This is a genomic window from Pseudomonas sp. NFX71 (genome assembly GCF_048079215.1).
Classification (GTDB): Bacteria; Pseudomonadota; Gammaproteobacteria; order Pseudomonadales; family Pseudomonadaceae; genus Aquipseudomonas; species Aquipseudomonas fluorescens_B.
The window spans coordinates 1235904-1261413 of the sequence record NZ_CP182230.1; the positions used below are offsets into that span (position 1 = coordinate 1235904).

The window sequence follows — 25510 nt, forward strand, 5'->3', positions numbered from 1 at the left end:
TGCACCTATTTTCTAGCCCTTACTTGGAGTAGAGCTCGACAATCAGGCTTTCGTTGATGTCGGCGGACAGATCACTGCGAGCTGGAACGTTCTTGAAAACGCCCGACTTCTTCTCAGTGTCTACTTCTACCCATTCTACGCGGCCACGTTGGGCACACAGATCGAGAGCTTGGACAATGCGAAGTTGGTTCTTTGCTTTCTCGCGAATCGCGACCACGTCACCAGCACGAACCTGGTACGACGGCACGTTTACGGTCTGACCGTTAACGCTGACGGATTTGTGCGATACCAGCTGACGGGATTCGGCACGAGTAGAGCCAAAACCCATACGGTATACAACGTTGTCCAGACGGCATTCGAGCAGTTGCAGCAGGTTCTCACCAGTTGCACCTTTCTTGCCAGCAGCTTCTTTGTAGTAGCCGCTGAATTGACGCTCGAGAACGCCGTAGATACGACGGACCTTCTGCTTTTCACGCAGTTGGGTGCCGTAATCGGACTGGCGACCGCGGCGTTGGCCGTGGATACCAGGTGCTGCTTCAATGTTGCACTTCGATTCGATCGCGCGCACGCCGCTCTTCAGAAAGAGATCGGTGCCTTCGCGACGAGCGAGTTTGCATTTTGGACCAATGTAACGAGCCATTCTTTACAATCTCCTGGATTACACGCGGCGCTTCTTCGGCGGACGGCACCCGTTGTGCGGGATTGGCGTCACGTCGGTGATGCTGGCGATCTTGTAGCCACAGCCGTTCAAAGCGCGGACTGCAGATTCACGACCTGGGCCTGGACCTTTGACGTTAACGTCGAGGTTTTTCAGACCGTATTCCAGCGCAGCTTGACCAGCACGTTCAGCAGCTACTTGAGCAGCAAACGGGGTGGACTTGCGGGAACCGCGGAAACCCGAACCACCGGAGGTAGCCCAGGAAAGAGCGTTGCCTTGACGGTCGGTGATGGTCACGATTGTGTTGTTAAAAGAAGCATGGATGTGGGCGATGCCATCAACCACTGTCTTTTTAACTTTTTTACGAGGACGAGCAGCAGGTTTAGCCATGATTAATTTCCTGTCGATTCGCTGGGGCGATTACTTGCGGATCGGCTTACGCGGACCTTTACGGGTACGCGCGTTAGTCTTGGTACGCTGACCGCGCACTGGAAGACCACGACGATGACGCAGACCGCGATAGCAACCGAGGTCCATCAAACGCTTGATTTTCATGTTGATTTCGCGACGCAGGTCACCTTCAGTGGTGAACTTCGCCACTTCGCCACGCAGCTGCTCAATCTGCTCGTCGCTCAGATCCTTGATCTTTGCGGCTGGGTTTACCCCAGTCACTGCACAGATCTTCTGTGCAGTAGTGCGACCAACACCATAGATGTAGGTCAGCGAGATAACAGTATGCTTGTTATCTGGAATGTTAACGCCTGCAATACGGGCCATTCAGTGGGACTCCAATTGACAGCTACCTACGCCCCGGAAGCCAAGAAATAGGGCGCGAGATAATATCGCTGTAATAACAAATAATCAACCCGGTAGCGCACTAGCTACCGGGCTTGAAGCACAATCACACTCAGCCTTGGCGCTGTTTGTGACGCGGTTCCGCGCTGCAAATTACTCGAACAACACCTTCGCGGCGAATAATCTTGCAGTTACGGCACAGCTTTTTCACCGATGCACGAACTTTCATCACCAACTCCTCGAACCTTATGGGTACTCAGCGCAACATGCCGCTGCCGTAACCCTTCAGGTTGGCTTTCTTCATCAGGGATTCGTACTGGTGCGAAACGAGGTGCGATTGTACTTGGGACATGAAGTCCATCACAACCACGACGACGATCAGCAACGAGGTCCCGCCAAGGTAGAACGGTACGTTTGCCGCAACCACCAGGAACTGGGGAAGCAGACACACGGCCGTCATATATAGAGCACCGAACAGGGTCAAACGAGTCAGAACGCCATCAATGTAGCGTGCCGACTGCTCACCTGGACGGATGCCCGGAATAAAGGCACCGGACTTCTTCAGGTTTTCCGCTACGTCTTTCGGATTGAACATCAACGCCGTATAGAAGAAGCAGAAGAAAATAATCCCTGCACTAAACAGCAGAATATTCAACGGCTGACCAGGAGCGATCGACTGCGAGATGTCCTGCAACCAGCCCATACCTTCAGACTGACCGAACCAGGTACCCAACGAAGCCGGGAACAGCAAAATGCTGCTCGCGAAAATAGCCGGAATAACACCGGCCATGTTCACCTTCAGCGGCAAGTGGCTAGTCTGCGCAGCGAAGACCTTCCGGCCCTGCTGACGCTTGGCGTAGTGAACAGCAATACGACGCTGGCCACGCTCAATGAACACCACAAAACCGATAATCGCTACTGCCAGCAAACCGATGGCAACCAGGGCAAAAATGTTGATATCACCCTGACGTGCAGACTCGAAAGACTGCCCGATCGCTCTCGGAAGACCGGCGACGATACCTGCGAAAATCAACATCGAGATACCGTTGCCAACACCACGCTCAGTAATCTGCTCACCCAGCCACATCATGAACATCGCACCAGCCACAAAAGTGGATACCGCGACGAAATGGAAGCCAAAGTCACCAGTGAACGATACGCCCTGCCCCGCCAGACCAATGGACATGCCAATTGCCTGAACGAGAGCGAGGACGACAGTGCCGTAGCGGGTGTACTGGGCAATCTTGCGACGCCCAGCTTCACCTTCCTTCTTCAACTGCTCCAGCTGCGGGCTGACGGCTGTCATCAGTTGCATGATGATCGATGCCGAGATGTACGGCATGATCCCCAGTGCAAAGATGCTCATCCGCTCCAGCGCGCCGCCGGAAAACATGTTGAACAAGCTAAGAATGGTCCCCTCATTCTGTCGAAACAGGTCCGCGAGTCGGTCCGGGTTGATACCTGGAACCGGGATGTGTGCGCCTATTCGGTAGACGATAATCGCCAGGAACAGAAAACGCAGACGAGCCCAGAGTTCAGACATACCGCCTTTGCCGAGCGCAGAGAGAGCACCTTGCTTAGCCATTTATTCCTCGAACTTGCCGCCAGCTGCTTCGATAGCCGCACGCGCACCTTTGGTGGCGCCGATTCCCTTTCCGATGGTAACAGCGCGAGTCACTTCGCCGGACAGCATGATTTTCACACGCTGTACGTTGACGTTGATCACGTTGGCATCTTTCAAGGACTGCACGGTGACGATGTCGCCTTCCACTTTAGCCAGCTCGGACAAACGCACTTCTGCGCGATCCATGGCTTTCAGGGAAACGAAACCGAACTTCGGCAGGCGACGATGCAGCGGCTGTTGACCGCCTTCAAAGCCTGGAGCAATGGTGCCACCGGAGCGGGAGGACTGACCTTTGTGGCCACGGCCACCGGTCTTGCCCAAACCACTACCGATACCACGGCCCGGACGATGCTTTTCGCGACGGGAACCCGGCGCTGGACTCAGATCATTGAGTTTCATCGATTAACCCTCGACACGCAGCATGTAGTAAGCCTTGTTGATCATCCCGCGATTCTCGGGAGTATCAAGTACTTCTACAGTGTGACCGATGCGACGCAGACCCAGACCCTTAACGCACAGTTTGTGGTTAGGGATGCGGCCGGTCATGCTTTTGATCAGCGTAACTTTAACGGTAGCCATGATCAGAAGATCTCCTTGACGCTTTTGCCACGCTTGGCGGCAATGGATTCAGGAGACTGCATAGCTTTCAAACCTTTGAAAGTGGCGTGAACCACGTTTACCGGGTTAGTCGAGCCGTAGCACTTGGCCAGAACGTTCTGAACGCCAGCAACTTCGAGGACAGCACGCATAGCGCCGCCAGCGATGATACCGGTACCTTCAGATGCAGGCTGCATGTACACCTTCGAAGCGCCGTGACCGGACTTCATTGCGTACTGCAGAGTGGTGCCGTTCAGATCAACTTGGATCATGTTGCGACGAGCAGCTTCCATTGCCTTCTGGATCGCAGCAGGCACTTCACGTGACTTGCCACGGCCGAAGCCAACACGCCCTTTACCATCACCAACCACGGTCAACGCGGTGAAAGTGAAGATACGGCCGCCTTTAACGGTTTTGGCTACGCGGTTAACTTGAACCAGCTTCTCGATGTAGCCTTCGTCGCGCTTTTGGTCGTTATTTGACATAACTTAGAACTCCAGCCCAGCTTCACGAGCAGCATCAGCCAGCGCTTTAACGCGGCCGTGGTACTTGAAGCCAGAGCGGTCGAAAGCCACTTGCGAGACGCCAGCGGCCTTAGCACGCGTAGCGACCAGCTGGCCAACCTTAGTGGCCGCGTCGATGTTGCCAGTAGCACCATCACGCAGTTCTTTATCCAAAGTCGAGGCAGATGCCAGAACTTTGGCGCCGTCGGCCGAAATGACCTGGGCGTAGATGTGCTGCGACGAGCGGAACACGCAGAGACGCACGACTTCGAGTTCGTGCATTTTCAGGCGTGCTTTGCGAGCGCGACGCAGTCGAGTAACTTTTTTGTCGGTCATTTGCTATGCCCTACTTCTTCTTGGCTTCTTTACGACGGACGACTTCGTCCGCGTAGCGCACACCTTTGCCTTTGTACGGCTCTGGTGGACGGAAGTCGCGGATCTCGGCGGCCACTTGACCTACCAGCTGCTTATCGATGCCCTTGATCAGGATATCGGTCTGGCTAGGAGTCTCAGCGGTGATGCCTTCCGGCAGTTCATAATCCACTGGGTGCGAGAAGCCAAGAGCCAGGTTCAGCACTGTGCCTTTTGCTTGCGCTTTGTAACCAACACCGACCAGCTGGAGCTTACGCTCGAAGCCTTGGCTTACGCCTTGGACCATGTTGTTTACCAACGCACGAGTGGTACCAGCCATTGCGCGAGTTTGTTGATCGCCATTGCGAGCAGCGAAACGCAGCTCACCAGCTTCTTCAACGATCTCAACGGACGAATGGATGTTCAGTTCGAGAGTGCCCTTGGCACCCTTCACCGAAAGCTGTTGGCCTGCGAATTTGACTTCGACACCGGCTGGCAGCTTAACGGGGTTCTTAGCGACGCGTGACATGCTTATCCCCCCTTAGAACACAGTGCAAAGAACTTCGCCGCCGACACCGGCAGCGCGCGCAGCACGATCCGTCATCACACCTTTGTTGGTGGAGACGATAGACACACCGAGACCGCCACGAACTTTTGGCAGATCATCGACGGACTTGTACTGACGCAGGCCTGGACGGCTAACGCGCTTCACTTCCTCGATGACCGGACGGCCTTCGAAGTACTTCAGCTCGATGGACAGCAGTGGCTTGATTTCGCTGCTGATCTGATAACCCGCAATGTAACCTTCGTCCTTCAGGACTTTGGCAACAGCTACCTTCAAAGTAGAAGATGGCATGCTTACGACGGACTTTTCAGCCATCTGGGCATTACGGATTCGAGTTAGCATGTCCGCTAACGGGTCCTGCATACTCATGGGCTAGACGCTCCTAATACACAAAAAATTAGCCTTGCGGCTACTACGTGTCGCCGAGTACATCCGCGCGAAAAAAGCACGGGCTCAGGCGAGCCGGGTATTCTAGACACACCCCACAAATGAATCAAGCCCCAAAAGGGGCTTGATTCAAGTTCAAGGTCACCGGCGGTCAGGATCTTGCGATCCCGAACACCGAGACTTTGACAGTGCTTACCAGCTGGCTTTAACCAGACCAGGTACGTCACCACGCATGGCCGCTTCACGCAGTTTGTTACGGCCGAGGCCGAACTTGCGGTAAACGCCGTGTGGACGACCGGTCAGGCGGCAGCGGTTACGCATGCGCGAAGCGCTTGCGTCACGTGGCTGCTTCTGCAGAGCGACTGTAGCTTCCCAACGTGCCTCTGGACTTGCGTTCAGATCAACGATGATAGCTTTCAGTGCTGCACGCTTTTTGGCGTACTTGGCAACCGTGAGCTGACGCTTCAGCTCGCGGTTTTTCATGCTCATCTTGGCCATTTTCCTACTCCAATCAGTTGCGGAACGGGAATTTGAAAGCACGCAACAGGGCGCGACCTTCGTCATCGTTCTTGGCAGTGGTGGTCAGGGTAATGTCCAGACCGCGGAGAGCATCGATCTTGTCGTAGTCGATTTCCGGGAAGATGATCTGCTCTTTAACGCCCATGCTGTAGTTACCACGACCATCGAAGGACTTGGCATTCAGGCCGCGGAAGTCGCGAACCCGAGGCAGGGAGATCGACAGCAGACGATCCAGGAATTCATACATACGCTCACGGCGCAGGGTCACTTTGACGCCGATCGGCCAACCTTCACGGACTTTAAAGCCAGCGATGGATTTCCGAGCGTAGGTCACAACGACTTTCTGGCCGGTGATCTTTTCCAGGTCAGCAACAGCGTGCTCGATGACTTTTTTGTCACCGACCGCTTCGCCCAGACCCATGTTCAGGGTGATTTTTGTAACGCGTGGAACTTCCATCACGTTCGAAAGCTTAAGTTCTTCCTTAAGCTTCGGTGCGATTTCCTTCCAGTAAATCTCTTTTAGTCGTGCCATGGTCTCATCTACCTAGCAGTGTTCAAGCATCAACCGCTTTTTGGGTCGACTTGAAGACACGAATTTTCTTGCCGTCTTCTACTTTAAAACCAACGCGATCAGCCTTGTTGGTTTCGCCGTTGAAAATGGCGACGTTAGAAGCATCCAGTGGAGCTTCTTTTTCGACGATACCGCCTTGCACGCCCGACATAGGGTTAGGCTTGGTATGACGCTTTACCAGGTTCAGACCGCCAATAACCAGACGGTTGTTAGCGAGAACCTTAAGCACCTTACCGCGCTTACCTTTGTCTTTGCCGGCGATCACGATGATCTCGTCGTCACGACGAATCTTTTGCATGTCGGATCTCCTTACAGCACTTCTGGGGCGAGCGAGACGATCTTCATGAACTTCTCTGTACGAAGTTCACGGGTCACTGGCCCAAAGATACGGGTGCCGATCGGCTCTTGCTTGTTGTTCAGAAGAACAGCAGCGTTGCCATCAAAGCGGATAATGGAGCCATCAGCACGGCGAACGCCGTGGCGAGTGCGGACTACTACAGCAGTCATCACTTGGCCTTTTTTCACTTTACCGCGAGGAATTGCTTCCTTCACGGTAACTTTGATGATGTCACCGATACCAGCGTAACGACGATGGGAGCCACCCAGCACCTTGATGCACATAACACGGCGAGCGCCGCTGTTATCGGCCACATCGAGCATGGATTGAGTCTGAATCATATAATTTCTCCGACCCCTAGTCCTTAGACTTCCACAGCGCGTTCGAGAACATCAACCAGCGCCCAAGACTTGGTCTTGGCCAAAGGACGAGTTTCACGAATAGTGACTTTGTCGCCGATGTGGCACTGATTGGTTTCGTCGTGCGCGTGCAGCTTAGTCGAACGCTTAACGTATTTACCGTAGATCGGGTGCTTAACGCGACGCTCGATCAGAACGGTGATGGTTTTGTCCATCTTGTCGCTGACAACACGGCCAGTCAGCGTACGGACAGTTTTTTCGGCTTCAGCCATGATTACTTACCTGCCTGCTGGTTGAGCACAGTCTTCACGCGAGCGATGTCACGCTTAACTTGCGAGAGCAGATGAGACTGCCCCAACTGGCCAGTTGCTTTCTGCATACGCAGATTGAACTGGTCGCGCAGCAAGCCGAGCAGTTGCTCGTTCAGCTGCTGTGCGGATTTTTCACGAAGTTCATTCGCTTTCATCACATCACCGTCCGTTTAACAAAGGCGGTGGCGAGCGGCAGCTTTGCAGCAGCCAGGGCAAAAGCCTCACGCGCCAGCTCTTCAGAAACACCCTCGATTTCATACAGGACTTTGCCTGGCTGAATCTGGGCAACCCAGTACTCCACACTACCCTTACCTTTACCCATCCGAACTTCGAGTGGCTTTTTGGAAATAGGCTTGTCCGGGAATACACGGATCCAGATCTTGCCGCCACGTTTAACGTGACGGGTCAGAGCACGACGCGCTGACTCGATCTGACGAGCGGTGAGACGACCACGAGCTACAGACTTCAGCGCGAACTCGCCGAAGCTGACTTTGCTACCGCGCTGAGCCAGACCACGGTTGTGGCCTGTCATCTGCTTGCGGAACTTCGTACGCTTTGGTTGCAACATTTGGCGTACCCCTTACTTAGCAGCTTTTTTACGAGGCGCTGGTGCTTGTGGTTTCAGTTCTTCTTGGCGACCACCAATTACTTCGCCTTTGAAGATCCAAACCTTTACACCGATCACACCGTAAGTGGTGTGAGCTTCGTAGTTGGCATAGTCGATGTCGGCACGCAGGGTGTGCAGTGGCACACGACCTTCGCGATACCATTCAGTACGTGCGATTTCAGCACCGCCGAGACGACCGCTCACTTGGATTTTGATGCCTTTGGCACCAATGCGCATGGCGTTCTGAACAGCGCGCTTCATAGCGCGACGGAACATTACGCGACGCTCCAGCTGCTGAGCTACGCTCTGCGCAACCAGCATACCGTCGAGCTCCGGCTTGCGGATCTCTTCGATATTGATGTGCACAGGCACACCCATTTGCTTGGTCAGGTCCTGACGCAGTTTCTCAACATCTTCACCTTTCTTCCCGATAACGATACCTGGACGAGCGGTGTGGATGGTGATACGTGCAGTCTGAGCCGGACGATGGATATCGATACGGCTTACGGACGCGCTTTTTAGTTTGTCTTGGAGATACTCACGCACCTTCAGATCAGCGAACAAATAGTCCGCATAAGTCCGACCGTCTGCGTACCAGACGGAGGTGTGCTCCTTGACGATTCCCAGGCGAATGCCAATGGGATGTACTTTCTGACCCATCTCTTCGACTCCGTTACTTGTCAGCAACCTTGACAGTGATATGGCAAGACCGCTTGACGATGCGATCAGCACGGCCTTTGGCACGTGGCATGATTCGCTTCAGCGAACGCCCTTCGTTGACGAAAACGGTGCTGACTTTAAGGTCATCAACGTCTGCGCCTTCGTTATGCTCGGCGTTGGCTACGGCCGACTCCAGCACTTTCTTCATGATCTCGGCGGCTTTCTTACTGCTGAAAGCCAACAGGTTGAGCGCTTCGCCCACCTTCTTCCCGCGGATCTGGTCGGCGACCAAGCGGGCTTTCTGGGCGGAGATTCGAGCGCCCGACAACTTAGCGGCTACTTCCATCGTTCCTTACCCCTTAACGCTTGGCTTTCTTGTCTGCCACGTGCCCACGATATGTGCGGGTACCGGCAAACTCGCCCAGTTTGTGGCCGACCATGTCTTCGTTCACGAGAACTGGAACATGTTGACGACCGTTATGCACTGCAATGGTCAGACCGACCATTTGTGGCAGGATCATCGAACGACGCGACCAGGTTTTAACTGGTTTGCGATCGTTCTTTTCCGCCGCCACTTCGATCTTCTTCAGTAGGTGAAGATCAATAAAAGGACCTTTTTTCAGAGAACGTGGCACTGTCGTATCCCTCTATTTACTTGCGACGACGGACGATCATTTTGTCGGTACGCTTATTACCACGAGTCTTCGCGCCCTTAGTCGGGAAGCCCCATGGCGATACCGGATGACGACCACCAGAGGTACGACCTTCACCACCACCATGTGGGTGGTCAACCGGGTTCATGGCAACACCACGAACGGTTGGGCGAACGCCACGCCAGCGTTTGGCACCAGCTTTACCCAGCGAACGCAGGCTGTGCTCGGAGTTCGAGACTTCACCCAGGGTCGCGCGGCATTCAGCCAGCACTTTACGCATCTCACCAGAACGCAGACGCAGGGTCACGTAGACACCTTCACGAGCGATCAGCTGAGCCGAAGCACCAGCGGAACGAGCGATTTGCGCGCCTTTACCTGGCTTCAATTCGATGCCGTGTACGGTGCTACCAACTGGAATGTTACGCAGTTGCAGAGCGTTGCCCGGCTTGATCGGTGCCAGAGCACCTGCGATCAGCTGATCGCCAGCACTCACGCCTTTAGGGGCGATGATGTAGCGACGCTCGCCATCTGCGTACAGCAGCAGAGCGATGTGAGCAGTACGGTTTGGATCGTATTCGATACGCTCGACAGTGGCAGCGATGCCATCTTTGTCGTTGCGACGGAAATCGACCAGACGATAATGCTGCTTATGGCCACCACCGATGTGACGAGTGGTAATACGACCATTGTTGTTACGACCACCAGTCTTCGATTTTTTCTCGAGCAGCGGTGCGTGAGGAGCGCCTTTATGCAGCTCCTGGTTGACCACCTTGACCACAAAACGGCGGCCAGGGGAAGTCGGTTTGCATTTAACGATTGCCATGATGCACCCCTTCCTTACTCAGCACTGCTGCTGAAATCGAGATCTTGGCCTGGCTGAAGGGAGATAACTGCCTTCTTCCAGTCATTACGCTTGCCCAGACCGCGAGCAGTGCGCTTGCTCTTACCCAGAACATTCAGGGTAGTAACACGCTCTACTTTCACGCTGAACAGGCTTTCGACGGCCTTCTTGATTTCCAGCTTGGTTGCGTCAGTTGCAACCTTGAAAACGAACTGGCCTTTCTTGTCAGCCAGAACCGTAGCCTTCTCGGAAACGTGCGGGCCAAGCAGAACTTTAAATACGCGTTCCTGGTTCATCCCAGCAGCTCCTCGAATTTCTTCACGGCCGACACGGTGATCAACACCTTGTCGTATGCGATCAGACTAACTGGATCGGAACCTTGCACGTCACGTACATCAACGTGTGGCAGGTTACGAGCAGCCAGGTACAGGTTCTGATCAACTACTTCAGACACGATCAAGACGTCAGTCAGGCCCATGCCGGTCAGTTTGTTCAGCAGATCTTTGGTCTTCGGTGCATCAACAGCGAAGTCCTGAACCACAACCAGACGATCAGTACGCACCAGCTCAGCAAGGATGGAGCGCATTGCTGCGCGATACATCTTCTTGTTCAGCTTCTGGGTGTGATCCTGAGGACGAGCTGCGAAAGTGGTACCGCCGCCACGCCAGATTGGGCTACGGATAGTACCGGCACGAGCACGGCCAGTACCTTTCTGACGCCATGGGCGCTTACCGCCACCACGAACGTCGGAACGGGTCTTTTGCTGCTTGCTACCTTGACGGCCGCCAGCCATGTAGGCCACGACTGCTTGGTGAACCAGCGTCTCGTTGAATTCGCCGCCAAATGTCAGTTCGGAAACTTCGATCGCTTGAGCGTCATTTACATTTAATTGCATGTCAGCTTCCCCTTAACCGCGAGCCTTGGCTGCTGGACGTACAACCAAGTTGCCGCCAGTAGCGCCAGGAACAGCACCCTTGACCAACAACAGATTGCGTTCAGCGTCCACGCGCACTACTTCGAGGGACTGCACGGTCACGCGCTCAGCGCCCATATGACCGGACATTTTTTTGCCCTTGAATACACGACCAGGAGTCTGGCACTGGCCGATAGAGCCTGGAACGCGGTGGGACACGGAGTTACCGTGGGTATTATCTTGCCCGCGGAAGTTCCAACGCTTGATCGTACCCTGGAAGCCTTTACCCTTGGACTGACCGGTTACATCAACCAGTTGACCAGCGGCGAAGATTTCAGCGTTGATCAGATCGCCGGCCTGGTACTCGCCTTCTTCAAGACGGAATTCCATTACGGTACGACCAGCGGCTACGTTCGCCTTAGCGAAGTGGCCAGCCTGAGCAGCTGTTACACGCGAAGCACGACGCTCGCCTACAGTGACTTGCACTGCACGATAGCCATCGGTCTCTTCAGTTTTGAACTGGGTGACGCGATTCGGCTCGATCTCAATGACCGTGACCGGAATGGAGACACCTTCTTCGGTGAAAATACGGGTCATACCGCATTTACGACCGACTACACCAATAGTCATGTTGTAAACCTCATGAGTGTACGGGGCTTTCACCCGCTATGGCCGCCCATTTCAGAGCGTTACACGACTAAGACCGAGTCTTAGCCGAGGCTGATCTGCACTTCCACACCGGCCGCAAGATCAAGCTTCATAAGAGCATCAACGGTTTTATCCGTTGGCTGGACGATGTCCAGAACACGCTTATGAGTACGGATCTCGTACTGGTCACGCGCGTCTTTGTTGACGTGCGGGGAGACCAGAACGGTGAACCGCTCTTTACGGGTAGGCAGTGGAATTGGACCACGCACTTGAGCACCAGTACGTTTCGCGGTTTCCACGATTTCCTGGGTGGATTGGTCGATCAGGCGATGGTCAAAAGCCTTCAACCTGATACGGATTTGCTGATTTTGCATTGGATTTCAGACTCCGGCTGCTATTCCCACCGGGCGCAATACGCCCGTTAAAAGGAGGCGCAATTCTATAGACGCCCCAGATAGGTGTCAACCCAATAAAAAAGCCCCCGCTAAGCGGGGGCTTTTTCAACTCATCAAAGCTTACTCAAAAAGAGCTTACTCGATGATTTTGGCTACGACGCCAGCGCCGACGGTACGACCGCCTTCACGGATAGCGAAACGCAGACCGTCTTCCATTGCGATGGTCTTGATCAGGGTGACAACCATTTTGATGTTGTCGCCTGGCATTACCATTTCAACGCCTTCCGGCAGTTCGCAGTTACCAGTCACGTCAGTAGTACGGAAGTAGAACTGTGGACGGTAGCCTTTGAAGAACGGAGTATGACGACCGCCTTCTTCCTTGCTCAGAACGTAGACTTCAGCTTCGAACTTGGTGTGCGGCTTAACCGAACCTGGCTTAACCAGAACCTGGCCACGCTCAACGTCGTCACGCTTGGTACCACGCAGCAGAACGCCGCAGTTCTCGCCAGCACGACCTTCGTCGAGCAGCTTACGGAACATTTCAACACCGGTGCAGGTGGTGACGGTAGTGTCACGCAGACCAACGATTTCCAGTGGATCCTGAACCTTGACGATACCGCGCTCGATACGACCAGTTACAACAGTACCGCGACCGGAGATCGAGAATACGTCCTCGATTGGCATCAGGAACGGCTTGTCGATAACACGAACTGGATCCGGAATGTAGCTGTCCAGAGTCTCAACCAGTTTACGAACGGCAGTGGTGCCCATTTCGTTGTCGTCTTGGCCGTTCAGAGCCATCAGAGCCGAACCGATGATGATCGGAGTGTCGTCACCTGGGAAGTCGTAAGTGCTCAGCAGGTCGCGCACTTCCATCTCAACCAGTTCCAGCAGCTCAGCGTCGTCAACCATGTCAGCCTTGTTCAGGAAGACAACGATGTACGGAACGCCAACCTGGCGGGACAGCAGGATGTGCTCACGGGTTTGTGGCATCGGACCATCAGCGGCCGAGCAAACCAGGATAGCGCCGTCCATCTGAGCAGCACCGGTGATCATGTTCTTCACATAGTCAGCGTGACCTGGGCAGTCAACGTGAGCGTAGTGACGGATCAGCGAGTTGTATTCAACGTGCGCGGTGTTGATGGTGATACCACGAGCCTTTTCTTCTGGAGCGCTGTCGATTTTGTCGAAAGCAACAACAGCCGAACCGAAAACTTCGGAGCAGACGCGAGTCAGAGCAGCAGTCAGAGTGGTTTTACCATGGTCAACGTGACCGATGGTGCCAACGTTGACGTGCGGTAGGGAACGATCAAATTTTTCTTTAGCCACGACAATTAACTCCTAGCCTAAAGGGGCTGAATCAGCCTTGTTTTTTGGTAACGGTTTCGACGATGTGCGACGGAGCCGTATTGTATTTTTTGAATTCCATAGAGTAGCTTGCGCGACCTTGGGACATGGAACGGACGTCGGTCGCATAACCGAACATCTCACCCAGCGGAACTTCAGCACGAATTACTTTGCCGGAGACCGTGTCTTCCATACCCAGGATCATGCCGCGACGACGGTTAAGGTCGCCCATCACGTCACCCATATAGTCTTCAGGCGTAACAACCTCTACCGCCATGATCGGCTCAAGCAACTCACCACCGCCCTTCTGGGCCAGTTGCTTGGTCGCCATGGAAGCAGCCACCTTAAACGCCATCTCGTTGGAGTCGACGTCGTGGTAGGAACCATCAAACACGGTAGCCTTCAGGCCGATCAGCGGATAGCCGGCAACTACGCCGTTCTTCATCTGCTCTTCGATACCCTTCTGGATAGCCGGGATGTATTCCTTAGGAACCACACCACCCACTACTTCGTTCAGGAATTGCAGACCTTCCTGACCTTCGTCAGCAGGAGCAAAACGAATCCAGCAGTGACCGAACTGGCCACGACCGCCGGACTGACGAACGAACTTGCCTTCAATTTCGCAGCTCTTCGTGATGCGCTCACGGTACGAAACTTGAGGCTTACCGATGTTGGCTTCGACGTTGAACTCACGGCGCATCCGGTCTACCAGGATGTCCAGGTGCAACTCGCCCATGCCGGAGATGATCGTTTGACCAGTCTCTTCATCAGTCTTGACGCGGAAAGATGGATCTTCCTGAGCAAGTTTGCCCAGAGCGATACCCATTTTTTCCTGGTCGTCCTTGGTCTTAGGCTCAACGGCAACCGAAATAACCGGCTCCGGGAAGTCCATGCGAACCAGGATGATTGGCTTGTCAGCGTTGCACAAAGTTTCACCCGTGGTGACGTCCTTCATGCCGATCAAGGCCGCGATGTCACCAGCGCGTACTTCCTTGATTTCTTCACGGGCGTTTGCGTGCATTTGCACCATACGACCCACGCGCTCTTTCTTGCCTTTAACCGAGTTGATCACGCCGTCGCCGGAGGCCAACACGCCCGAGTAAACGCGGACGAAGGTCAAGGTACCCACGAATGGGTCGGTAGCGATCTTGAACGCCAGAGCCGAGAACGGCTCGCTGTCGTCTGCGTGACGCTCCATTTCCTTGGTCTCGTCATCCGGGTCAGTACCCTTGATGGCAGGAATGTCGGTAGGAGCAGGCAGGTAGTCGATAACGGCGTCGAGAACCAGGGGAACACCCTTGTTCTTGAAGGAAGAACCGCAAACAGCCAGAACGATCTCGCCAGCGATAGTACGCTGACGCAGAGCGGCCTTGATTTCCGCGTTAGTGAGTTCTTCACCTTCGAGGTACTTGTTCATCAGCTCTTCGCTGGCTTCGGCTGCAGCTTCAATCATGTTGCCGCGCCATTCGTCAGCCAGTTCCTGCAATTCAGCAGGGATAGGCTTGCGAACAGGAACCATGCCTTTGTCGGAGTCATTCCAGTAAACAGCTTCCATGGCCATCAGATCGATCTGACCCTGGAAATTGTCTTCGGAACCGATAGCCAGCTGGATTGGCACCGGGGTGTGACCCAGACGCTGCTTGATCTGACCGATCACGCGCAGGAAGTTCGCACCAGCACGGTCCATCTTGTTTACGTAAACAAGACGTGGAACGCCGTATTTGTTGGCCTGACGCCATACGGTTTCCGACTGAGGCTCAACACCCGAGGTACCGCAGAACACAACAACCGCGCCGTCGAGAACACGCAGGGAACGTTCAACTTCAATAGTGAAGTCAACGTGGCCCGGGGTGTCGATGACGTTGAAGCGGTATTGGTCTTTGTGCTGCTTCTCGGAACCCTGCCAGAAGGCGGTAATGGCAGCAGAAGTAATGGTAATACCACGCTCCTGCTCCTGCACCATCCAGTCGGTGGTCGCGGCGCCGTCATGCACCTCGCCCATTTTGTGACTTTTGCCAGTGTAAAAAAGGACGCGCTCGGTGGTGGTGGTTTTACCAGCATCCACGTGAGCTACGATACCAATGTTACGGTAGCGATTAATCGGTGTTGTACGAGCCATAAAGCCCTCGCAAAATTAGTGACGCTAAAATTAGAAGCGGTAGTGCGAGAAAGCCTTGTTGGCTTCAGCCATACGGTGCACGTCTTCACGCTTCTTAACTGCAGCACCTTTACCTTCAGCAGCGTCCAACAGTTCGCCAGCCAAACGCAGAGCCATAGACTTCTCGCCGCGCTTACGGGCGAAGTCTACCAACCAGCGCATTGCCAGAGCGTTACGACGGGACGGACGAACTTCGACCGGAACCTGGTAAGTAGCACCGCCTACACGGCGCGACTTTACTTCGACCAGCGGAGCGATGGCGTCGAGAGCTTTCTCGAAGATTTCCAGGGGGTCGCTGTTCTTGCGTTCTTTAACCTTTTCCAGCGCGCCATAAACGATACGCTCGGCAACGGCTTTCTTGCCGCTTTCCATCACGTGGTTCATGAACTTGGCCAGGATCTGGCTGCCGTATTTTGGATCGTCAAGCACTTCGCGCTTGGCTGCTACGCGTCTTCTTGGCATGGATAAGCCCTCAAACGGTCTTCAGGTTCGCTCGGAATCGGTGCCCTTTCGGGACGCCTCCGACCTTACTCTTATCGACTCAGAAAAATAGATGATTCAGTTTTTACAAAAAGCCACTACTACTTAGGCTTCTTGGTACCGTACTTCGAACGACCCTGGTTACGACCTTTAACGCCGGAAGTATCCAAAGAACCGCGAACGGTGTGGTAACGAACACCTGGCAAGTCTTTTACACGGCCGCCACGAATCAGTACGACGCTGTGCTCTTGCAGGTTGTGGCCTTCACCGCCGATGTACGAGGAAACCTCGAAACCGTTGGTCAGACGCACACGGCATACTTTACGCAGTGCCGAGTTAGGTTTTTTCGGCGTAGTGGTATACACACGGGTGCATACGCCACGACGTTGCGGGCAGTTCTGCAGCGCAGGCACGTCGGATTTCTCGACGATACGCTTACGCGGCTGACGTACCAGCTGGTTGATAGTTGCCATCTACTAGCTCCACTGTTGTCTTGCGACGCTATTGTCTTGCAAGAAAAGCAAAATGGCAGGAACGAATTCCCGCCAAATTTAGGGGTACAAGAGTCTAAAGAGGATCTTGCCCCCAGTCAAGGCAAGGCCCCGACCTCCCCGCTCATCCAACCTCGACAATTTGTCTCGATTCGATGAACGGAATGGCCAGGGCCTCACACTCATTTATCGCAGAACTCAGTTACCGCTCGAGTTCAGCGCTTCGGTCAGTGCAGCTTCCACTTCACTGGCGCTTACGCGCAACGGTTTGTCAGCATCACGGCGGCGCTTACGCTCGCTGTGATAAGCCAGACCGGTACCCGCCGGGATCAGACGACCCACGACGACGTTTTCTTTCAGGCCGCGCAGGTAGTCGCGTTTGCCGGTTACCGCCGCTTCGGTCAGTACGCGAGTGGTTTCCTGGAAGGAAGCCGCCGAGATGAACGATTCGGTGGACAGCGATGCCTTGGTGATACCCAACAGTACACGAGTGAACTTGGAAACGAATTTCTCGTCGCCAGCCAGACGCTCGTTCTCTACCAGAACGTGAGTCAATTCCATCTGGTCGCCCTTGATGAAACTGGAATCGCCGGATTCAGCGATCTCAACTTTACGCAGCATCTGACGCAGGATGGTCTCGATGTGCTTGTCGTTGATCTTCACGCCTTGCAGACGATAAACGTCCTGGATCTCGTTCACGATGTACTTGGCCAGCGCACTCACACCCAGCAGACGCAGGATGTCGTGTGGATCGCTCGGGCCGTCGGAGATAACTTCGCCGCGGTTTACCTGTTCGCCTTCGAAGACGTTCAGGTGGCGCCACTTCGGAATCAGCTCTTCGTACGGATCGCTACCGTCGTTCGGGGTGATAACCAGACGGCGCTTGCCTTTGGTCTCTTTACCGAACGCGATGGTGCCGCTGACTTCAGCCAGAATCGAGGCTTCTTTCGGACGACGGGCTTCGAACAAGTCGGCAACACGCGGCAGACCACCGGTGATGTCGCGGGTCTTCGAAGTCTCTTGCGGAATACGAGCGATAACATCACCGATCGCGATTTTCGCACCGTCCGCCACACCGACAAGGGCGTTGGCAGGCAGGAAGTACTGAGCAATTACATCGGTACCCGGCAGCAAGAGATCCTTGCCGTTGTCATCAACCATCTTCACAGCAGGACGGATATCTTTACCGGCAGCTGGACGGTCTTTGGCGTCGAGTACTTCAATGTTGGTCATACCGGTCAATTCGTCAGTCTGACGCTTGATCGTGATGCCTTCTTCCATGCCCACGTAGGTCACGGTACCTTTCATTTCGGTAACGATTGGGTGAGTGTGCGGATCCCACTTGGCCACGATTGCGCCAGCGTCGACCTTGTCACCTTCCTTAACCGAAATCACAGCACCGTACGGCAGCTTGTAGCGCTCGCGCTCACGACCGAAGTCATCAGCGATTGCCAGCTCACCGGAACGGGATACAGCTACCAGGCAGCCATCCACTCGCTCAACGTGTTTCAGGTTGTGCAGACGGACGGTACCGCCATTCTTCACCTGAACGCTGTCGGCTGCGGAGGTCCGGCTTGCCGCACCACCGATGTGGAACGTACGCATGGTCAGCTGGGTACCCGGCTCACCAATGGACTGGGCAGCGATAACGCCGACCGCTTCACCGATGTTCACCTGGTGACCACGAGCCAAGTCACGGCCATAGCACTTGGCGCAGATGCCGTAGCGGGTTTCGCAGCTGATCGGCGAACGCACGATCACTTCGTCGATGCTGTTCAGCTCGATGAACTCGACCCACTTCTCGTCTACCAGCGTGCCGGCAGGAACGATAACTTCTTCGGTACCTGGCTTGAATACGTCACGGGCAATGACACGACCCAATACGCGCTCACCCAATGGCTCAACAACGTCACCGCCTTCAATGTGCGGAGTCATTACCAGGCCATGCTCGGTGCCGCAATCGATCTCGGTCACAACCAGATCCTGCGCCACGTCTACCAGACGACGAGTCAGGTAACCGGAGTTCGCAGTTTTCAACGCGGTATCCGCCAGACCTTTACGAGCACCGTGAGTCGAGATGAAGTACTGAAGTACGCTCAAACCTTCACGGAAGTTCGCAGTAATCGGCGTTTCGATGATGGAACCGTCCGGCTTGGCCATCAGGCCACGCATACCGGCCAGCTGACGGATCTGCGCAGCAGAACCCCGTGCACCCGAGTCGGCCATCATGTACATCGAGTTGAAAGACTCTTGGTCGACTTCGACGCCATGACGGTCGATGACTTTCTCTTTCGAGAGGTTGGCCATCATCGCCTTGGAAACTTCGTCGTTAGCCTTGGACCAAAGGTCGATCACTTTGTTGTACTTCTCGCCCTGGGTTACCAGGCCGGAGGCGTACTGACTTTCGATCTCTTTCACTTCGTCGGTGGCAGCACCGATGATGCGGGCTTTTTCATCCGGGATAACGAAGTCGTTAACACCGATGGAAACGCCGGAAATGGTCGAATAAGCAAAACCGGTGTACATCAACTGGTCAGCGAAGATCACGGTCTCTTTCAAACCAACCACGCGATAGCATTGGTTGATCAGCTTGGAGATCGCCTTTTTCTTCATCGGCTGGTTGACGACGTCGTACGACAGGCCAGGTGGAACAACCTGGAACAACAGCGCACGGCCGACAGTGGTGTCGACGATACGGGTGTTCTTGACGCTGCCACCGTCACGATCGTTAACGGTTTCGTTGATCCGCACTTTGACCTTGGCGTGCAGTGCGGCTTCGCCGGCACGGAACACACGGTCAACTTCCTGCAGATCCGCGAACACACGACCTTCGCCCTTGGCGTTGATCGCTTCACGAGTCATGTAGTACAGACCCAATACAACGTCCTGCGAAGGAACGATGATTGGCTCACCATTGGCTGGCGACAGAATGTTGTTGGTCGACATCATCAACGCACGCGCTTCCAGCTGGGCTTCCAGCGTCAGCGGTACGTGCACGGCCATTTGGTCGCCGTCGAAGTCGGCGTTGTACGCAGCACAGACCAGAGGGTGCAGCTGGATAGCCTTACCTTCGATCAGTACTGGTTCAAACGCCTGGATACCCAGACGGTGAAGGGTCGGTGCACGGTTGAGGAGAACCGGGTGTTCACGGATCACTTCAGCGAGAACGTCCCAAACTTCCGGCAGCTCGCGCTCGACCATCTTCTTGGCTGCTTTGATGGTGGTCGCGAGACCACGCATTTCCAGCTTGCCGAAAATGAACGGCTTGAACAGCTCGAGAGCCATTTTCTTCGGCAGACCGCACTGGTGCAGACGCAGGGTCGGACCTACGGTAATTACCGAACGGCCGGAGTAGTCAACACGCTTACCGAGCAAGTTCTGACGGAAACGACCCTGCTTACCCTTGATCATGTCAGCCAGGGATTTCAGAGGACGCTTGTTCGAACCGGTGATGGCGCGACCACGACGACCGTTGTCGAGCAGTGCGTCGACAGCTTCCTGCAACATACGCTTTTCGTTGCGCACGATGATGTCCGGAGCGGACAGATCCAGCAGGCGCTTCAAGCGGTTGTTACGGTTGATCACTCGACGATAAAGATCGTTGAGGTCGGAAGTCGCGAAGCGACCGCCATCCAGCGGGACCAGTGGACGCAGATCTGGCGGCAGAACCGGCAGAACGGTCAGCACCATCCATTCTGGAAGGTTGCCGGAACCCTGGAAGGCTTCCATCAACTTCAGACGCTTGGACAGCTTCTTGATTTTGGTTTCGGAGTTGGTTTGCGGAATTTCTTCACGCAGACGGCCAATCTCGTGTTCCAGGTCGATAGCGTGCAGCAGTTCGCGGACAGCTTCGGCACCCATGCGGGCATCGAAATCGTCGCCGAACTCTTCCAGCGCTTCGAAATACTGCTCGTCGTTCAGCAGCTGACCCTTTTCAAGGGTGGTCATGCCTGGATCGATAACGACATAGCTCTCGAAGTAGAGAACGCGCTCGATATCACGCAGGGTCATGTCCATCAGCAAACCGATACGCGACGGCAGCGATTTCAGGAACCAGATGTGGGCAACTGGCGAGGCCAGTTCGATGTGCGCCATGCGCTCACGACGAACTTTAGCCAGCGCGACTTCAACGCCGCACTTCTCGCAGATCACACCACGATGCTTCAAGCGCTTGTACTTACCGCACAGGCACTCGTAATCCTTTACCGGGCCAAAGATCTTGGCGCAGAACAGGCCGTCACGCTCAGGTTTGAACGTACGGTAGTTGATGGTTTCCGGCTTTTTAACTTCACCGAACGACCACGAACGGATCATCTCAGGCGATGCCAATCCAATACGGATGGCGTCGAACTCTTCGACTTGACCCTGGTTTTTCAGCAAATTCAGTAGGTCTTTCAAGGCCTTTCCTCCTGGCGGAGCAGAGAGCGGGCAATCCTGCCCCGCTCTCGATTCGCGTCACGTGTTATTCGGTTTCCAGATCGATATCGATGCCGAGGGAACGAATTTCCTTGATCAACACGTTGAAGGACTCGGGCATGCCCGGCTCCATACGGTGATCGCCATCCACGATGTTTTTGTACATCTTGGTACGGCCGTTCACATCGTCCGACTTCACTGTGAGCATTTCTTGCAGAGTGTAAGCAGCACCGTATGCTTCCAGTGCCCAGACCTCCATCTCCCCGAAACGCTGACCACCGAACTGCGCCTTACCACCCAGCGGCTGCTGGGTAACCAGGCTGTACGAACCGGTAGAACGAGCGTGCATCTTGTCGTCTACCAAGTGGTTCAGCTTCAGCATGTACATATAGCCAACAGTAACCGGGCGCTCGAACTTGTTGCCGGTACGGCCGTCGGTCAGCTGCATCTGGCCGCTTTCTGGCAGGTCTGCCAGTTTCAGCATGGCCTTGATTTCGCTTTCCTTGGCACCGTCGAACACTGGAGTGGCCATTGGAACGCCGCCACGCAGGTTCTTCGCCAGATCCAGGATTTCCTGGTCGGAGAAGCTATCCAGATCTTCGTTACGGCCGCCGATCTGGTTGTAGATCTCGTCGAGGAATTTACGAAGCTCGGCGACTTTGCGCTGCTCTTCGATCATCCGGTTGATCTTCTCGCCCAGACCTTTGGCCGCGAGGCCGAGGTGGGTTTCAAGGATCTGACCAACGTTCATACGCGAAGGTACGCCCAACGGGTTGAGGACGACGTCGACCGGGGTGCCATTGGCATCGTGCGGCATGTCTTCAACCGGCATGATCACGGAGACCACACCTTTGTTACCGTGACGACCGGCCATCTTGTCGCCCGGCTGGATGCGACGACGGATTGCCAGGTAAACCTTGACGATTTTCAGCACGCCTGGAGCCAGGTCATCGCCCTGCTGCAGTTTGCGCTTCTTGTCTTCGAACTTGTCGTCCAGCAGACGGCGGCGATCAACGATATAGGCCTGAGCCTTCTCGAGCTGCTCGTTCAGAGCATCTTCAGCCATGCGCAGTTTGAACCACTGACCATGCTCAAGACCGTCGAGAACTTCGTCGGTGATGTCCTGACCTTTCTTCAGACCGGCGCCGCCTTCGGCTTTGTGGCCGACCAAAGCGGAACGCAGACGTTCGAAAGTGGCGCCTTCAACGATACGGAACTCTTCGTTCAGATCCTTGCGGATCTCGTCGAGTTGAGTCTTCTCGATCGACAGTGCACGAGCATCACGCTCAACGCCGTCGCGGGTGAAGACCTGTACGTCGATGACAGTGCCCTTGGTGCCGGTAGGCACGCGCAGGGAGGTGTCTTTAACGTCGCTGGCTTTTTCACCGAAGATGGCACGCAGCAGTTTTTCTTCCGGAGTCAGCTGGGTCTCGCCTTTCGGAGTGACCTTACCAACCAGGATGTCGCCTGCGCCAACTTCAGCACCTACGTAAACGATACCGGCTTCGTCCAGCTTGTTCAGTGCAGCTTCACCCACGTTCGGGATGTCTGCAGTGATTTCCTCTGGCCCAAGCTTGGTGTCACGTGCCACACAGGTCAGTTCCTGAATGTGGATCGTGGTGAAGCGATCTTCCTGAACCACACGCTCGGACAGGCAGATGGAGTCTTCGAAGTTGAAGCCGTTCCATGCCATGAACGCGATGCGCATGTTCTGACCCAGCGCCAGTTCACCCATATCGGTGGACGGACCGTCGGCCATGATGTCGCTACGCTGAACCCGATCACCCTTACGCACCAGCGGACGCTGGTTAATGCAGGTGTTCTGGTTGGAGCGGGTGTACTTGGTCAGGTTGTAGATGTCGACACCAGCTTCGCCGGTTTCAACTTCGTCATCAGCAACACGAACCACGATACGGCTGGCATCGACGGAATCGATAACGCCGCCACGACGAGCCACGACGCAAACGCCGGAGTCACGAGCTACGTTACGCTCCATGCCAGTACCTACCAGCGGCTTGTCAGCGCGCAGGGTTGGTACAGCTTGACGCTGCATGTTCGAACCCATCAACGCACGGTTGGCGTCGTCGTGCTCGAGGAACGGGATCAGCGACGCTGCAACCGAAACTACCTGCTTCGGCGATACGTCCATCAAGGTGACGTCTTCCGGCGCCTTGACGGTGAACTCGTTCAAGTGACGAACAGCTACCAGCTCGTCGATCAGGACTTTCTTGTCGTTCATCGTGGCCGAAGCCTGAGCGATCACGTGATCAGCTTCTTCGATGGCAGACAGGAATACGATCTCGTCGGTGACCAGAGCGTCTTTCACCACGCGGTACGGGCTCTCGAGGAAGCCGTACTGGTTGGTGCGCGCATAAGCGGCCAGGGAGTTGATCAGACCGATGTTCGGACCTTCCGGCGTTTCAATCGGGCATACACGACCGTAGTGAGTCGGGTGTACGTCACGCACTTCAAAGCCAGCACGCTCACGGGTCAAACCGCCAGGGCCGAGTGCAGACACACGACGCTTGTGGGTGATCTCGGACAGCGGATTGTTCTGGTCCATGAACTGGGACAGCTGGCTGGAACCGAAGAACTCTTTCACCGCCGCAGCCACTGGCTTGGCGTTGATCAGGTCTTGCGGCATCAGGCCTTCGCTTTCAGCCATCGACAGACGCTCTTTGACCGCACGCTCAACACGTACCAGGCCAACGCGGAACTGGTTCTCGGCCATTTCGCCTACGCAGCGAACACGACGGTTACCCAGGTGGTCGATGTCATCGACGATGCCTTTACCGTTACGGATGTCGACCAGAGTCTTCAGTACCGCGACGATGTCTTCTTTGCACAACACGCCCGAACCTTCGATCTCGGTACGACCGATACGACGGTTGAACTTCATCCGGCCGACCGCAGACAGGTCATAGCGCTCAGGGCTGAAGAACAGGTTGTTGAACAGGGTCTCGGCAGCGTCTTTGGTTGGCGGCTCGCCTGGACGCATCATGCGATAGATCTCGACCAGCGCTTCCAATTGGTTGCTGGTGGAGTCGATCTTCAGGGTGTCGGAGACGAACGGACCGCAGTCGATATCGTTGGTGTACAGAGTCTCGATGCGAACAACCTGGGCCTTGGCGATTTTTGCCAGGATCTCGGTGTTCAGCTCGGTGTTGCACTCTGCCAGGATTTCGCCGGTTGCCGGATGCACGATGGCCTTGGCGGTAGTGCGACCCAGGACGTAGTCCAGAGGCACTTCCAGGGTCTTGAGACCGGCTTTTTCGATCTGGTTGATGTGGCGCGCAGTAATACGGCGACCAGCCTCAACGATGACCTTGCCCTTCTCGTCCTGAATATCAAGAACAGCGATTTCACCACGCAGACGCGAAGCAATCAGTTCCAGACTGAGGGTTTCGCCGTTCAGGTGGAAAACGTTGGTGGTGTAGAACGCGTCGAGCACTTCTTCAGTGGTATAGCCGAGCGCGCGCAGCAGTACCGATGCAGGCAGCTTGCGACGACGGTCGATACGCACGAATACGCAGTCTTTCGGGTCGAACTCGAAGTCCAGCCACGAACCGCGGTAAGGAATGATGCGCGCGGAGTACAGCAGTTTGCCGGAGCTATGCGTCTTGCCGCGGTCGTGGTCGAAGAACACGCCCGGGGAACGGTGCAGCTGGGAAACGATTACTCGCTCGGTACCGTTGATTACGAAGGTACCGTTTTCAGTCATCAGGGGGATTTCACCCATGTAGACTTCTTGCTCTTTGATGTCCTTGATCGCTTTGTTCGACGATTCTTTGTCGAAAATGATCAGGCGCACTTTTACCCGCAAAGGTACGGCGTAAGTTACACCGCGCAATACGCATTCTTTGACATCAAATGCCGGTTCGCCCAGGCGATAACCGACGTACTCCAGCGCAGCATTGCCGGAGTAGCTGATGATCGGGAAAACGGATTTGAAGGCCGCATGCAGGCCCACGTCGCGGAACTGATCTTTAGTCGCTCCCGCCTGCAAGAATTCACGATACGAATCCAGCTGGATTGCCAGGAGATACGGCACATCCATGACGTCCGGCAACTTGCTAAAGTCCTTGCGGATACGTTTTTTCTCAGTATATGAGTAAGCCATCAGCGTTCCCCAGCTTGGTCACCTGCTTGTTTGGCCCCTCCCGACGGGAGCAGCCAGAAAATCGTGCAAACCCCATGGTTTGCGCCACCGCATCGGGTGGTTACAGCTCGTTACCAGCACCGACCCAGTCGGTTGCCAATAACGGAAAAAGGCCGGTGGCAAGAGCCACCAGCCATCAGCCTTTCGCTTAACGCTCGGGCTGGA

Annotated in this window: 32 protein-coding genes; all 32 read right to left on the reverse strand. The window is 55.0% G+C overall.

Annotated features, from left to right (window positions below):
• Positions 1–19 precede the first annotated feature (19 nt).
• The 32 genes from rpsD to rpoB all read right to left on the reverse strand — a co-directional run bounded on the left by rpsD (position 20) and on the right by rpoB (position 25306).
• On the reverse strand, positions 20–640 hold the full coding sequence (gene rpsD, locus ACM1ZW_RS05685; protein ID WP_003210056.1) for a 30S ribosomal protein S4: 621 nt from the start codon (positions 638–640) through the stop codon (positions 20–22).
• Positions 641–658: 18 nt separating this feature from the next.
• A complete protein-coding gene (rpsK, locus tag ACM1ZW_RS05690; RefSeq protein ID WP_002555466.1) occupies positions 659–1048 on the reverse strand; it encodes a 30S ribosomal protein S11 in 390 nt (129 codons plus the stop codon).
• A gap of 30 nt (positions 1049–1078) precedes the next feature.
• Positions 1079–1435: a 30S ribosomal protein S13 gene (rpsM, locus tag ACM1ZW_RS05695; RefSeq protein WP_003186020.1), complete on the reverse strand. Its 357-nt coding sequence runs from the start codon at positions 1433–1435 to the stop codon at positions 1079–1081.
• A gap of 130 nt (positions 1436–1565) precedes the next feature.
• On the reverse strand, positions 1566–1682 hold the full coding sequence (gene rpmJ, locus ACM1ZW_RS05700; protein ID WP_002555468.1) for a 50S ribosomal protein L36: 117 nt from the start codon (positions 1680–1682) through the stop codon (positions 1566–1568).
• A gap of 27 nt (positions 1683–1709) precedes the next feature.
• Positions 1710–3038: a preprotein translocase subunit SecY gene (gene secY / locus ACM1ZW_RS05705; protein WP_008073883.1), complete on the reverse strand. Its 1329-nt coding sequence runs from the start codon at positions 3036–3038 to the stop codon at positions 1710–1712.
• A complete protein-coding gene (rplO, locus tag ACM1ZW_RS05710; RefSeq protein ID WP_007896782.1) occupies positions 3039–3476 on the reverse strand; it encodes a 50S ribosomal protein L15 in 438 nt (145 codons plus the stop codon).
• A gap of 3 nt (positions 3477–3479) precedes the next feature.
• Positions 3480–3656 (reverse strand): 50S ribosomal protein L30, encoded by a 177-nt coding sequence (gene rpmD / locus ACM1ZW_RS05715; RefSeq protein WP_003186033.1) that lies wholly within the window; start codon positions 3654–3656, stop codon positions 3480–3482.
• Positions 3657–3658: 2 nt separating this feature from the next.
• Positions 3659–4159 (reverse strand): 30S ribosomal protein S5, encoded by a 501-nt coding sequence (gene rpsE, locus ACM1ZW_RS05720; RefSeq protein WP_007943782.1) that lies wholly within the window; start codon positions 4157–4159, stop codon positions 3659–3661.
• Positions 4160–4162: 3 nt separating this feature from the next.
• Complete coding sequence (rplR, locus tag ACM1ZW_RS05725) at positions 4163–4513, reverse strand: 50S ribosomal protein L18 (protein WP_017341069.1); 351 nt, start codon at positions 4511–4513, stop codon at positions 4163–4165.
• A 10-nt stretch (positions 4514–4523) separates the two neighbouring features.
• Positions 4524–5057 (reverse strand): 50S ribosomal protein L6, encoded by a 534-nt coding sequence (gene rplF, locus ACM1ZW_RS05730; RefSeq protein ID WP_003176412.1) that lies wholly within the window; start codon positions 5055–5057, stop codon positions 4524–4526.
• Positions 5058–5069: 12 nt separating this feature from the next.
• Positions 5070–5462, reverse strand: coding sequence for a 30S ribosomal protein S8 (gene rpsH / locus ACM1ZW_RS05735; RefSeq protein WP_003186040.1), 393 nt, complete (start codon positions 5460–5462; stop codon positions 5070–5072).
• 210 nt (positions 5463–5672) lie between these two features.
• Positions 5673–5978: a 30S ribosomal protein S14 gene (gene rpsN / locus ACM1ZW_RS05740; RefSeq protein ID WP_003176414.1), complete on the reverse strand. Its 306-nt coding sequence runs from the start codon at positions 5976–5978 to the stop codon at positions 5673–5675.
• Positions 5979–5991: 13 nt separating this feature from the next.
• Positions 5992–6531, reverse strand: coding sequence for a 50S ribosomal protein L5 (gene rplE / locus ACM1ZW_RS05745; protein ID WP_003176415.1), 540 nt, complete (start codon positions 6529–6531; stop codon positions 5992–5994).
• Positions 6532–6553: 22 nt separating this feature from the next.
• The gene (gene rplX, locus ACM1ZW_RS05750; protein WP_003176416.1) at positions 6554–6868 is read right to left on the reverse strand and encodes a 50S ribosomal protein L24; all 315 of its coding nucleotides are present in this window, start codon (positions 6866–6868) and stop codon (positions 6554–6556) included.
• 11 nt (positions 6869–6879) lie between these two features.
• Positions 6880–7248, reverse strand: coding sequence for a 50S ribosomal protein L14 (gene rplN, locus ACM1ZW_RS05755; protein WP_002555479.1), 369 nt, complete (start codon positions 7246–7248; stop codon positions 6880–6882).
• A 23-nt stretch (positions 7249–7271) separates the two neighbouring features.
• Positions 7272–7538, reverse strand: coding sequence for a 30S ribosomal protein S17 (rpsQ, locus tag ACM1ZW_RS05760; RefSeq protein WP_003176419.1), 267 nt, complete (start codon positions 7536–7538; stop codon positions 7272–7274).
• Between the two features lie 2 nt (positions 7539–7540).
• The gene (rpmC, locus tag ACM1ZW_RS05765; RefSeq protein WP_002555481.1) at positions 7541–7732 is read right to left on the reverse strand and encodes a 50S ribosomal protein L29; all 192 of its coding nucleotides are present in this window, start codon (positions 7730–7732) and stop codon (positions 7541–7543) included.
• Positions 7732–8145 carry a 50S ribosomal protein L16 gene (rplP, locus tag ACM1ZW_RS05770; protein ID WP_007896757.1) on the reverse strand — a complete coding sequence of 138 codons (414 nt, stop codon included), beginning with the start codon at positions 8143–8145 and terminating at the stop codon, positions 7732–7734. Before rplP ends, rpmC begins: the two co-directional genes overlap by 1 nt.
• Positions 8146–8157: 12 nt before the next feature.
• Positions 8158–8844 (reverse strand): 30S ribosomal protein S3, encoded by a 687-nt coding sequence (rpsC, locus tag ACM1ZW_RS05775; RefSeq protein ID WP_003176422.1) that lies wholly within the window; start codon positions 8842–8844, stop codon positions 8158–8160.
• Positions 8845–8857: 13 nt separating this feature from the next.
• Positions 8858–9190, reverse strand: coding sequence for a 50S ribosomal protein L22 (gene rplV, locus ACM1ZW_RS05780; protein ID WP_003103908.1), 333 nt, complete (start codon positions 9188–9190; stop codon positions 8858–8860).
• A gap of 13 nt (positions 9191–9203) precedes the next feature.
• Positions 9204–9479, reverse strand: coding sequence for a 30S ribosomal protein S19 (gene rpsS / locus ACM1ZW_RS05785; RefSeq protein WP_002555486.1), 276 nt, complete (start codon positions 9477–9479; stop codon positions 9204–9206).
• 16 nt (positions 9480–9495) lie between these two features.
• Positions 9496–10320 carry a 50S ribosomal protein L2 gene (rplB, locus tag ACM1ZW_RS05790; RefSeq protein ID WP_003210080.1) on the reverse strand — a complete coding sequence of 275 codons (825 nt, stop codon included), beginning with the start codon at positions 10318–10320 and terminating at the stop codon, positions 9496–9498.
• Between the two features lie 14 nt (positions 10321–10334).
• A complete protein-coding gene (gene rplW / locus ACM1ZW_RS05795; protein WP_002555488.1) occupies positions 10335–10634 on the reverse strand; it encodes a 50S ribosomal protein L23 in 300 nt (99 codons plus the stop codon).
• Positions 10631–11233 carry a 50S ribosomal protein L4 gene (gene rplD / locus ACM1ZW_RS05800; RefSeq protein ID WP_007896707.1) on the reverse strand — a complete coding sequence of 201 codons (603 nt, stop codon included), beginning with the start codon at positions 11231–11233 and terminating at the stop codon, positions 10631–10633. Before rplD ends, rplW begins: the two co-directional genes overlap by 4 nt.
• Positions 11234–11245: 12 nt before the next feature.
• On the reverse strand, positions 11246–11881 hold the full coding sequence (gene rplC / locus ACM1ZW_RS05805) for a 50S ribosomal protein L3 (RefSeq protein WP_003186059.1): 636 nt from the start codon (positions 11879–11881) through the stop codon (positions 11246–11248).
• 80 nt (positions 11882–11961) lie between these two features.
• Entirely contained in the window at positions 11962–12273 is a 312-nt protein-coding gene (gene rpsJ / locus ACM1ZW_RS05810; protein ID WP_003186070.1) for a 30S ribosomal protein S10, read from the reverse strand.
• A 156-nt stretch (positions 12274–12429) separates the two neighbouring features.
• Positions 12430–13623: an elongation factor Tu gene (gene tuf, locus ACM1ZW_RS05815; protein WP_052909674.1), complete on the reverse strand. Its 1194-nt coding sequence runs from the start codon at positions 13621–13623 to the stop codon at positions 12430–12432.
• A 31-nt stretch (positions 13624–13654) separates the two neighbouring features.
• On the reverse strand, positions 13655–15760 hold the full coding sequence (gene fusA / locus ACM1ZW_RS05820) for an elongation factor G (protein ID WP_017341072.1): 2106 nt from the start codon (positions 15758–15760) through the stop codon (positions 13655–13657).
• Positions 15761–15790: 30 nt separating this feature from the next.
• The gene (gene rpsG / locus ACM1ZW_RS05825; RefSeq protein WP_002555493.1) at positions 15791–16261 is read right to left on the reverse strand and encodes a 30S ribosomal protein S7; all 471 of its coding nucleotides are present in this window, start codon (positions 16259–16261) and stop codon (positions 15791–15793) included.
• 119 nt (positions 16262–16380) lie between these two features.
• On the reverse strand, positions 16381–16752 hold the full coding sequence (rpsL, locus tag ACM1ZW_RS05830; protein WP_002555494.1) for a 30S ribosomal protein S12: 372 nt from the start codon (positions 16750–16752) through the stop codon (positions 16381–16383).
• Positions 16753–16968: 216 nt separating this feature from the next.
• Positions 16969–21168 carry a DNA-directed RNA polymerase subunit beta' gene (rpoC, locus tag ACM1ZW_RS05835; protein ID WP_017341073.1) on the reverse strand — a complete coding sequence of 1400 codons (4200 nt, stop codon included), beginning with the start codon at positions 21166–21168 and terminating at the stop codon, positions 16969–16971.
• A gap of 64 nt (positions 21169–21232) precedes the next feature.
• A complete protein-coding gene (gene rpoB, locus ACM1ZW_RS05840) occupies positions 21233–25306 on the reverse strand; it encodes a DNA-directed RNA polymerase subunit beta (protein WP_416740303.1) in 4074 nt (1357 codons plus the stop codon).
• Between the last annotated feature and the right edge of the window lie 204 nt (positions 25307–25510).

Coding starts and splice junctions, on each gene's coding strand:
- fusA (WP_017341072.1), bottom strand. CDS start 15,760: ATGGCTCGTACAACACCGATTAATCGCTACCGTAACATTGGTATCGTA.
- rplR (WP_017341069.1), bottom strand. CDS start 4,513: ATGACCGACAAAAAAGTTACTCGACTGCGTCGCGCTCGCAAAGCACGC.
- rpsH (WP_003186040.1), bottom strand. CDS start 5,462: ATGAGTATGCAGGACCCGTTAGCGGACATGCTAACTCGAATCCGTAAT.
- secY (WP_008073883.1), bottom strand. CDS start 3,038: ATGGCTAAGCAAGGTGCTCTCTCTGCGCTCGGCAAAGGCGGTATGTCT.
- rpsL (WP_002555494.1), bottom strand. CDS start 16,752: ATGGCAACTATCAACCAGCTGGTACGTCAGCCGCGTAAGCGTATCGTC.
- rplW (WP_002555488.1), bottom strand. CDS start 10,634: ATGAACCAGGAACGCGTATTTAAAGTTCTGCTTGGCCCGCACGTTTCC.
- rpmJ (WP_002555468.1), bottom strand. CDS start 1,682: ATGAAAGTTCGTGCATCGGTGAAAAAGCTGTGCCGTAACTGCAAGATT.
- rpsG (WP_002555493.1), bottom strand. CDS start 16,261: ATGCCAAGAAGACGCGTAGCAGCCAAGCGCGAAGTGCTTGACGATCCA.
- rplD (WP_007896707.1), bottom strand. CDS start 11,233: ATGCAATTAAATGTAAATGACGCTCAAGCGATCGAAGTTTCCGAACTG.
- rpsQ (WP_003176419.1), bottom strand. CDS start 7,538: ATGGCTGAAGCCGAAAAAACTGTCCGTACGCTGACTGGCCGTGTTGTC.
- rplB (WP_003210080.1), bottom strand. CDS start 10,320: ATGGCAATCGTTAAATGCAAACCGACTTCCCCTGGCCGCCGTTTTGTG.
- rpmD (WP_003186033.1), bottom strand. CDS start 3,656: ATGGCTACCGTTAAAGTTACGCTGATCAAAAGCATGACCGGCCGCATC.
- rpsD (WP_003210056.1), bottom strand. CDS start 640: ATGGCTCGTTACATTGGTCCAAAATGCAAACTCGCTCGTCGCGAAGGC.
- rplN (WP_002555479.1), bottom strand. CDS start 7,248: ATGATTCAGACTCAATCCATGCTCGATGTGGCCGATAACAGCGGCGCT.
- rpmC (WP_002555481.1), bottom strand. CDS start 7,732: ATGAAAGCGAATGAACTTCGTGAAAAATCCGCACAGCAGCTGAACGAG.
- rpsE (WP_007943782.1), bottom strand. CDS start 4,159: ATGTCAAATAACGACCAAAAGCGCGACGAAGGCTACATCGAGAAGCTG.
- rpoB (WP_416740303.1), bottom strand. CDS start 25,306: ATGGCTTACTCATATACTGAGAAAAAACGTATCCGCAAGGACTTTAGC.
- rplX (WP_003176416.1), bottom strand. CDS start 6,868: ATGCAAAAGATTCGTCGTGACGACGAGATCATCGTGATCGCCGGCAAA.
- rpsC (WP_003176422.1), bottom strand. CDS start 8,844: ATGGGTCAGAAAGTACATCCCATTGGCATTCGCCTGGGAATCGTCAAG.
- rplP (WP_007896757.1), bottom strand. CDS start 8,145: ATGTTGCAACCAAAGCGTACGAAGTTCCGCAAGCAGATGACAGGCCAC.
- rplC (WP_003186059.1), bottom strand. CDS start 11,881: ATGACTATTGGTGTAGTCGGTCGTAAATGCGGTATGACCCGTATTTTC.
- rplF (WP_003176412.1), bottom strand. CDS start 5,057: ATGTCACGCGTCGCTAAGAACCCCGTTAAGCTGCCAGCCGGTGTCGAA.
- rpsK (WP_002555466.1), bottom strand. CDS start 1,048: ATGGCTAAACCTGCTGCTCGTCCTCGTAAAAAAGTTAAAAAGACAGTG.
- rplE (WP_003176415.1), bottom strand. CDS start 6,531: ATGGCACGACTAAAAGAGATTTACTGGAAGGAAATCGCACCGAAGCTT.
- rpsM (WP_003186020.1), bottom strand. CDS start 1,435: ATGGCCCGTATTGCAGGCGTTAACATTCCAGATAACAAGCATACTGTT.
- rpsJ (WP_003186070.1), bottom strand. CDS start 12,273: ATGCAAAATCAGCAAATCCGTATCAGGTTGAAGGCTTTTGACCATCGC.
- rplO (WP_007896782.1), bottom strand. CDS start 3,476: ATGAAACTCAATGATCTGAGTCCAGCGCCGGGTTCCCGTCGCGAAAAG.
- rpsN (WP_003176414.1), bottom strand. CDS start 5,978: ATGGCCAAGATGAGCATGAAAAACCGCGAGCTGAAGCGTCAGCTCACG.
- rplV (WP_003103908.1), bottom strand. CDS start 9,190: ATGGAAGTAGCCGCTAAGTTGTCGGGCGCTCGAATCTCCGCCCAGAAA.